Source organism: Pseudomonas sp. NPDC098747 (assembly GCF_044760045.1).
Classification (GTDB): Bacteria; Pseudomonadota; Gammaproteobacteria; order Pseudomonadales; family Pseudomonadaceae; genus Aquipseudomonas.
Genome location: NZ_JBIWAL010000075.1, coordinates 10408 through 19226 on the forward strand (window position 1 = coordinate 10408; position 8819 = coordinate 19226).

An 8819-nucleotide genomic window follows, 5' to 3' on the forward strand; every position below is an offset into this window, starting at 1 on the left:
AATGAAAATGCAACCAACGACAACTAAAAACTCTAAAACACACTAAACCAACAAAACGATCTTCCCATCTCAGAGAATCAGGATGCTTTTAATGTCTGTACGTTTTGGCATGGGTTTGTCACTCAAATCCGCAGGTCAGTCGGCAAGCCGTCTTGATCGATTTCTGAAGCCTCGAAGGGGCCGCCGGTACCGGGGCCACCCTCGAGGGGCTTCTCTCTACAGTCTCAAGGCGAACGCTTAGCGTCGCTTGGCCATCTCGTTGATGAAGCGGTCGAACAGTGGCGCTACATCGTTCGGGCCCGGGCTCGCTTCAGGGTGACCCTGGAAGCTGAACGCGCTCTTGTCGGTGCGCTCGATACCTTGCAGGGTGCCGTCGAACAGCGACTTGTGGATCGCGCGAACGTTGGCGGGCAGGGTTTCTTCGTCTACCGCAAAACCGTGGTTCTGGCTGGTGATCATCACGACGCCAGTGTCCAGATCCTGTACCGGGTGGTTGGCACCGTGGTGGCCGTGGCCCATTTTCAGGGTCTTGGCGCCGGAGGCCAGAGCCAGCAACTGGTGACCGAGGCAGATACCGAATACCGGAATTTCGGTTTCCAGCACTTCCTTGATTGCCTTGATGGCGTAGTCGCATGGCTCCGGATCACCAGGGCCGTTGGACAGGAACACGCCATCCGGCTTCAGTGCCAGTACGTCGGCAGCAGGCGTTTGCGCCGGCACGACAGTAACGCGGCAGCCGCGCTCAACCAGCATGCGCAGGATGTTGACCTTGACGCCGTAGTCGTAGGCAACCACGTGGTATGGCAGCTCGGAGGCTTCGATGGTCGCATGGCTGTCGGTTTTCAGATCCCAGACCGTCGAGCGCCATTCGTATTGCTTCTTGGTGCTGACGACTTTCGCCAGATCCATGCCCTTCAGGCCCGGGAAGCCTTGCGCTGCGGCAATGGCGGCTTCTTCGCAGATGTTGTCGCCGGCCATGATGCAGCCGTTCTGGGCGCCTTTTTCACGCAGGATGCGGGTCAGGCGACGGGTATCGATACCGGCGATTGCCACAACATTGTTGGCTTTCAGGTAATCGTCCAGGGACATCGTGTTTCGCCAGTTGCTCGCCACCAGCGGCAGGTCACGGATGACCAGACCGGCAGACCAGACGCGATCCGACTCGGCGTCTTCCGGCGTGGTGCCGGTGTTGCCGATGTGCGGGTAGGTCAGGGTAACGATCTGTTGGGCGTAGGAAGGATCGGTAAGGATTTCCTGATAGCCGGTCATTGCGGTGTTGAACACCACCTCACCAACGGTTTGACCGTCGGCTCCAATGGCTTCGCCGCGAAAAATGCTGACATCAGCAAGGGCAAGTATGGCTGGCTTAGTCAAGAAGACCTCCCGTAAATAACGCATGAAAGGGCGATCGCAGGTTGTAAAAAAGCGGAATGACGTATGGACACGTCACCCCGCTTGTTCACTGAATTATTCTGCGCGCTTTTAGTGGACACACTAAAGCTGTAGCTTACAGAAAAAGGCTTTTTTGGTCTACCGCCAATGAGCCCGAAAGGGCAGAGAATGCGACAGGGCGTCGCTTGGCGGAACAAACCGGGCTCAAACATGTGGTTTGAACCCGGTTTCTGTAGCATTTCAATGCAGGTCGAGCACGTCTTGCATGTCGTAAAGACCCGGCGCGCGACCATCCAGCCACAACGTAGCGCGCACCGCACCCTTGGCGAAAGTCATGCGACTTGAAGCCTTGTGCGTAATCTCGAGCCGCTCGCCTTCACAAGCGAACAGCACCGTGTGATCACCGACCACGTCCCCACCGCGTACCGTGGCAAAACCAATGGTTTCACGCTCGCGGACACCGGTATGACCTTCACGGCCATAGACCGCAACTTTCTGCAGATCACGATCCAGCGCGCTGGCAATCACTTCACCCATGCGCAACGCCGTACCTGACGGCGCATCGATTTTGTTGCGGTGATGCGCTTCGATGATTTCGATATCCGCATCATCACCCAACACACGTGCCGCCATATCCAGCAGCTTCAGCGACAGATTGACCCCGACACTGAAGTTGGCGGCGAACACGATGGGGATATCCTTGCCCGCCTCGGCCAGCAGTTTTTTCTGCGCAGCGTCCAGCCCGGTCGTGCCGATGACCATGGCCTTGCCTGCCTTACGACAGAAGGCCAGGTTTTTCAGCATAACCTCCGGCAGCGTGAAGTCGATCAACACATCGAATTCATCAGCTACCGCTTCGACATGACCGGACAACGGCACGCCAATTCGCCCCAGCGATGCCAGCTCACCGGCATCGACGCCGATCAGCGTGCTGCCCGGGCGAACGATCGCGGCAGTCAGCCCGGTCAGCGGCGCGCGCTGCTGCACGGCCTCGACCAGAATCTTACCCATGCGCCCGGCGGCGCCCATCACTGCAATACGTCGCATGCCGACTCCTTACAAATCGCCGAAGAAGCGCTTTACACCATCGAACCAACCGGTGGTTTTCGGCGAATGGCTGTTGTCATCGGCCAGCGAGCTGCGGAACTCTTCAAGCAATTCACGCTGACGACGGTTCAGATTGACCGGGGTCTCGACGGCCACACGGCACATCAGATCGCCCGCACCGCCGCCGCGCACTGGCGCTACGCCTTTGCCGCGCACACGGAACTGCTTGCCGGTCTGGGTGCCTTCAGGGATTTTCAGTTTGACGCGACCATCAAGGGTCGGAATCTCCAGCTCGCCGCCCAACGCAGCATCGACAAAGCTGATCGGCACTTCGCAGAACAGATGCTTGCCGTCACGCTGGAAGATGTCGTGTTCGCGGACATTGATGACCACGTACAGGTCGCCAGTCGGACCACCCTGAGTCCCCGCCTCGCCTTCGCCAGACAGACGAATACGGTCGCCAGTATCAACGCCGGCCGGCACTTTGACCGACAGGGTTTTGTACTCTTCGACACGACCGTCGCCGTGGCAGGAATCGCACGGATCAGAAATGATCTTGCCTTGGCCATGGCAGCGCGGGCAGGTCTGCTGCACCGAGAAGAAACCCTGTTGCATGCGCACCTGACCGATGCCGCCACACGTCGGGCACGTCGAAGGCGACGAGCCTTTCTTGGCGCCCGAGCCATCGCACGGCTTGCAGTTGACCAGCGTCGGCACGCGGATATTCACGGAGGTGCCGCGCACCGCTTCTTCCAGATTCAGCTCCAGGGTGTAGCGCAAATCGCTGCCACGCTGGGCGCCGCCACGGGAACCGCCGCGACCGCCACCAAAGAAATCACTGAAGACATCGCCAAAGATGTCAGAGAAGTTCTGACCGCCGAAACCGGCACCGCCACCGCCCATGCTCTGGTCTACGCCGGCATGGCCGTACTGGTCGTACGCTGCACGCTTGCTCGAATCGGACAATACTTCATAGGCCTCGTTGGCCTCTTTGAACAGTTCTTCCGATGCTTTGTCATCGGGATTACGGTCCGGGTGGTGCTTCATCGCCAGACGACGATAGGCCTTTTTCAGGTCCGCGTCGCTTGAGCCACGCTCAACACCCAACACTTCGTAATAGTCACGCTTAGCCATAAGTTCTTCGCACTCTTGAGGACGTTCGGCAAACCCCTCCTGAGGATCGCCAAACTCGTTGAGCCCCAATACAGGCCCGGACCCAACTCACGTCAATTCAACGATCCTGGTCTTTGATTCATGCGGTACTTTCGGCGCGAAAAGCAGGAGCATTCCCGGCCATACCACAGCATCCGAACCTTGTCGCATGCTGTAAAAATTCGCGTATTCCAGATACGCCAACGCGGGAGCAAGCTCCCGCGCGGCGACATCCTACCAGTCACCGCCTTAAGGCAGTCAACCGGCCGACCAACAACTTACTTGTGGTCTTTAACTTCTTCGAACTCAGCATCGACAACATCGTCAGCTTTTTCGGCTTTCTCGTCGTGCGGTGCCGCCCCTTCAGCAGGCTGAGCCTGTTCGGCGTACATCTTCTGAGCAACCGGAGCGGAGACTTTCGACAGCTCTTCGACTTTCGCTTCGATGGCAGCCTTGTCGTCGCCTTTCACAGCGGCTTCCAGAGCAACCACGGCAGCTTCGATCGCAGTCTTCTCTTCGGCGGTGACTTTGTCACCCGCGTCAGCGACCATTTTGCGAGTCGAGTGAACCAGTGCATCACCCTGGTTACGGGCAGCGGCCAGCTCTTCGAACTTGCGGTCTTCCTCGGCATTCGCCTCGGCGTCACGCACCATGCGCTCGATTTCTTCGTCGGACAGACCGGAGTTGGCCTTGATCACGATCGACTGAGTCTTGCCGGTAGCCTTGTCTTTCGCGCCAACGTGCAGGATGCCGTTTGCGTCGATGTCGAAGGTTACTTCGATCTGCGGCACGCCACGTGGTGCAGGTGGAATGTCGGCCAGGTCGAACTTGCCCAAGGACTTGTTCTGCGTGGCTTGCTTACGCTCGCCTTGCAGGACGTGAATGGTCACGGCGCCCTGGTTGTCGTCGGCAGTCGAGAACACTTGCGATTTCTTGGTAGGAATCGTTGTGTTTTTCTCGTTCAGCGCAGTCATCACGCCACCCATGGTTTCGATACCCAAGGTCAGCGGGCTGACGTCGAGCAGCAGAACGTCTTTCACGTCACCAGCCAGAACGGCGCCCTGGATCGCAGCACCCATGGCAACAGCTTCGTCCGGGTTAACGTCTTTACGCGCTTCTTTACCGAAGAAATCGGTCACCAGCTTCTGTACCAGCGGCATGCGGGTCTGACCACCGACCAGAATCACGTCGTTGATCGCGCCAACGTCCAGACCTGCGTCCTTCATGGCGATGCGGCAAGGCTCGATGGTGCGCTGGACCAGGTCTTCAACCAGTGCTTCGAGCTTGGAACGCGAAATTTTCACGTTCAAGTGCTTAGGACCGGTGGCATCTGCAGTGATGTACGGCAGGTTGACGTCGGTCGACTGAGCGGACGACAGCTCGATCTTGGCTTTCTCAGCGGCTTCTTTCAGGCGCTGCATGGCCAGCGGGTCACCTTTAAGGTTCATGCCGCTTTCTTTCTTGAATTCGTCAACGAGGTAGTCGATCAGACGAATGTCGAAGTCTTCACCGCCCAGGAACGTGTCACCGTTAGTGGCCAACACTTCGAACTGGTGCTCGCCGTCAACTTCAGCGATCTCGATCACGGAAACGTCGAAAGTACCGCCACCCAGGTCATAAACGATCACGGTGTGATCGCCCTTGGCCTTGTCCATACCGTAAGCCAGAGCGGCTGCGGTTGGTTCGTTGATGATACGTTTAACGTCCAGACCCGCGATGCGGCCAGCATCTTTGGTCGCCTGACGCTGGCTGTCGTTGAAGTAAGCCGGAACGGTAATTACCGCTTCGGTAACTTCCTCGCCGAGATAATCTTCGGCGGTCTTCTTCATCTTCTTCAGAATTTCAGCCGAGATTTGTGGCGGCGCCATTTTCTGGCCGTTCACTTCAACCCAAGCGTCGCCGTTGTCAGCCTTGGCGATCTTGTAAGGCACCATCTGAATGTCTTTCTGCACAACTTCTTCGTCGAAACGACGACCGATCAGACGCTTTACTGCGTAAAGAGTGTTGTGCGGGTTGGTGACTGCCTGACGCTTGGCAGACTGACCAACCAGAATTTCGCCATCGTTGGCGTAAGCGATGATCGACGGCGTGGTACGCGCGCCCTCAGCGTTTTCGATAACTTTTGCTTTGCCGTTTTCCAGCACGGAGACGCAGGAGTTGGTAGTCCCCAGGTCGATACCGATAATTTTGCCCATGTTAACTCTCCCGAAACTTTTGGATTTGGATGCCGCAGCAGTGGTGGCTGACTGCGGTAGCACTTAAACGCTTGACTTCTAAATGGGGGCCTTGCGGCCAATTTCAAGCCTGTTCGTCAATCGAAGGCGAAACTGGCGCCGGCGCCTTGCTGACCACGACCATGGCCGGGCGCAACAAACGACCATTTAGCTGGTAGCCCTTCTGGAACACTTTCAAAACACTGTTCGGCTCAACGTCTGCGCTTTCCTGCATGGCCATTGCCTGATGCTGAACGGCGTTGAACGGTTCGCCATGCGGATCAATCGCTTCAAGCTGATAACGCTTGAGGGTGTCGTGGAACATTTTCAGGGTCAGCTCGATGCCTTCGCGCATCGGACGGATGCTTTCGTCGTCCGGGTTCGACAGCTCGAGGCCGCGCTCCAGGCTGTCGACGATCGGCAGCAGGTCGCTGGCGAATTTTTCCAGCGCAAACTTGTGCGCCTTCTCCACGTCCTGCTCGGCACGACGACGGACGTTCTGCAGATCGGCAGCAACACGCAGAGACTGATCCTGCGCGGCGGCCAATTGCTCTTCGAGCACTTGTACACGGGTCGCCAGGTCGTCACCCGAAGCCTCGGGCGCCTGATTGGCTTCTGGGTTTTGCTTATCTACTGTCTGTTCGTCAGCCATAGAATTCTCCTTTCAATATCGTCCGCGAGTTCGACTCGCGCTTCTGTCCCGATATATGGGGCCGCAAAATCAGGCTTCAAGGGGGTTCAAGCATTAACCCTACAAAAAAGTGCTGCTTTTTTTCATTCCTCGATGAGCTAAGCATTTGCATTGCTCAAGCGAATCGACCTAAGCGAGGGCATTGTCAGCCCCAAACAAAACACTGTATAAATAACCAGACCTAAAGCCTGGGAGCGGCCTTTATGCTGGTGCACCTGTCCGTACATAACTACGCCATCGTTGAACATCTCGATCTTGAACTTGATCGCGGGATGAGCGTGATCACAGGGGAAACCGGCGCCGGCAAGTCGATCATGCTCGACGCCCTGGGCCTGACCCTTGGCGATCGTGCCGACAGCGGCGTAGTCCGCCCGGGCGCCGACAAGGCCGACATCCTGGCAACCTTCGACTTGGGCGATATCCCTGAAGCCAGCGCCTGGCTGGCCGAGCGCGATCTGGACATCGACGGCCCGTGCATCCTGCGCCGGGTCATCACCTCGGAAGGTCGTTCGCGCGGCTATATCAATGGCACGCCCTGCCCGCTTGGCGATTTGAAGTCCCTTGGCGAATTGCTGATCGACATACACAGCCAGCATGAGCACCAGTCCCTTCTGAAAACCGATACCCATCGTCGCCTGCTGGACGAATACGCTGGTGCGACCGATCTCGCCCGCCAGGTGCATCTGGCTGCGCAGCGCTGGCGCCAGACTCGCTCGGAGCTTGAGCGTCTTTCCAATTCCGGCGACGAACAACGCGCTCGCCATCAACTGCTCAGCTACCAACTCGAAGAACTCGAAAACCTCGGGCTCGGTGATAACGAACTCGAACAGCTGGAGCAGGAACACAAGAACCTGACCAACGCTGAAACCCTGCTCGGCATCTGCCGACAAGTGGTCGAACAATGCAGCGAAAGTGATTCCGGCAATGTGCTGAACGCATTGACCGCCAGCCTCAATCGCCTGTCGAGCGTGAACAATTCCGTTGGCGCCCTTGGCGAAGCCAGCAGTTTGCTGACCAGCGCACAGATTCAGGTCGAAGAGGCCGTCGGTGAACTCAACCGCTTCCTGGATAACTTCGATGCCGACCCGGCACGTCTGCAATATCTGGAAGAGCGCCTCGACGCCATTTACACATTGGCGCGCAAGCACCGGATCCAACCGAACGAAGTCAGTGAAATGCAGCAAAAACTGCTGGATGAAATCGAAACGCTAAATGCCAATGACGAATCCATCGAGCGATTGGCAGAAGAGTTGGCCTCCTATGCCCGCCACTATCAGGAAAAGGCACGGGAGCTGAGCGATCTGCGCCATCAGGCAGCTGGCAGTCTAGCCAGTGCGGTGGAGCAAGAAATTCAACGTCTGGGCATGCCAGGCGGTCGATTCACCATCGAGCTGCGCGCCAACAGCAGCGACGAACTTTTGCCTAACGGGCTCGAACAAGTCGAATTGCTGGTGAGCGCCAACCCCGGCCAACCGCTGAAAGCGCTGGCGAAAGTCGCATCCGGTGGCGAACTGTCGCGAATCAGCCTGGCAATCCAGGTGATCACCGCACAGACCTCTCGCGTTCCAACCCTGGTATTCGACGAAGTCGACGTGGGCATTGGTGGCCCGACGGCTGAAATTGTCGGCCAGTTATTGCGCCGACTCGGTGAACGCGGTCAGGTATTGACCGTCACGCACTTGCCACAAGTGGCGGCTCAGGGGCATCAGCACCTGTTCGTGCACAAAGTACGCGGGGAAGAGGCTACGCACACCGCCGTCTCCAAGCTGAGCAAGAACGACCGTATAGAAGAAGTCGCAAGGATGTTGGGCGGTATCGATCTGACCAAAGAGTCCTTGGCGCACGCGAAGAAGATGGTCGTCACCGCAAAAGTTTAAGAATGGCAGAAAGCACGAAGGCGACCCTTGGGTCGCCTTCGCTCGTTTCGCGAACCTGAAGTTCGCGCGACATGCTTACTTTTTCTTGCGTACGTACAGCACCAGATTGTGATCAACCATCTCGAAGCCATGCTTCTCGACGATCGATTTCTGAAGTTTTTCGATTTCTTCGTCGAAGAACTCGATCACTTCACCGGACTCCACGTTGACCATATGGTCGTGGTGGCCACCGTCGGCCAACTCAAACACTGCGTGGCCGCCGTCGAAGTTGTGACGGACCACCAGGCCAGCGGCTTCGAACTGGGTCAGAACACGGTAAACCGTGGCCAGACCGACGTCCTCGCCCGCTTCCATCAACGCCTTGTAGACGTCCTCGGCACTCATGTGACGCTGCTCTGTAGAGTCGAGCATTTGCAGGATCTTGACCCGTGGCAGGGTCACTTTGAG

Annotated in this window: 7 protein-coding genes and 1 pseudogene; 1 reads left to right on the forward strand and 7 read right to left on the reverse strand. The window is 57.4% G+C overall.

Annotated features, from left to right (window positions below):
- The 6 genes and pseudogenes from ACIQVE_RS26875 to grpE all read right to left on the reverse strand — a co-directional run.
- Window positions 1-111, reverse strand: a pseudogene (locus tag ACIQVE_RS26875) (hypothetical protein); the annotation flags it as partial.
- Window positions 112-237: 126 nt separating this feature from the next.
- Entirely contained in the window at window positions 238-1374 is a 1137-nt protein-coding gene (carA, locus tag ACIQVE_RS26880) for a glutamine-hydrolyzing carbamoyl-phosphate synthase small subunit (RefSeq protein ID WP_402814388.1), read from the reverse strand.
- Between the two features lie 258 nt (window positions 1375-1632).
- Window positions 1633-2439: a 4-hydroxy-tetrahydrodipicolinate reductase gene (gene dapB / locus ACIQVE_RS26885; RefSeq protein ID WP_402814391.1), complete on the reverse strand. Its 807-nt coding sequence runs from the start codon at window positions 2437-2439 to the stop codon at window positions 1633-1635.
- A 9-nt stretch (window positions 2440-2448) separates the two neighbouring features.
- Window positions 2449-3573, reverse strand: a complete 1125-nt coding sequence (dnaJ, locus tag ACIQVE_RS26890) for a molecular chaperone DnaJ (protein ID WP_402814394.1) — start codon at window positions 3571-3573, stop codon at window positions 2449-2451.
- 296 nt (window positions 3574-3869) lie between these two features.
- The gene (dnaK, locus tag ACIQVE_RS26895) at window positions 3870-5786 is read right to left on the reverse strand and encodes a molecular chaperone DnaK (RefSeq protein WP_402814397.1); all 1917 of its coding nucleotides are present in this window, start codon (window positions 5784-5786) and stop codon (window positions 3870-3872) included.
- A gap of 103 nt (window positions 5787-5889) precedes the next feature.
- A complete protein-coding gene (gene grpE / locus ACIQVE_RS26900) occupies window positions 5890-6456 on the reverse strand; it encodes a nucleotide exchange factor GrpE (protein WP_402814400.1) in 567 nt (188 codons plus the stop codon).
- 242 nt (window positions 6457-6698) lie between these two features.
- On the opposite strand from grpE, the gene recN reads away from it, so the two are divergent.
- Window positions 6699-8372, forward strand: coding sequence for a DNA repair protein RecN (gene recN / locus ACIQVE_RS26905; RefSeq protein ID WP_402814403.1), 1674 nt, complete (start codon window positions 6699-6701; stop codon window positions 8370-8372).
- A 75-nt stretch (window positions 8373-8447) separates the two neighbouring features.
- Here recN and fur read toward each other — a convergent pair.
- The coding region (gene fur, locus ACIQVE_RS26910; protein ID WP_402814406.1) for a ferric iron uptake transcriptional regulator at window positions 8448-8819 on the reverse strand (372 nt) is incomplete at its 5' end.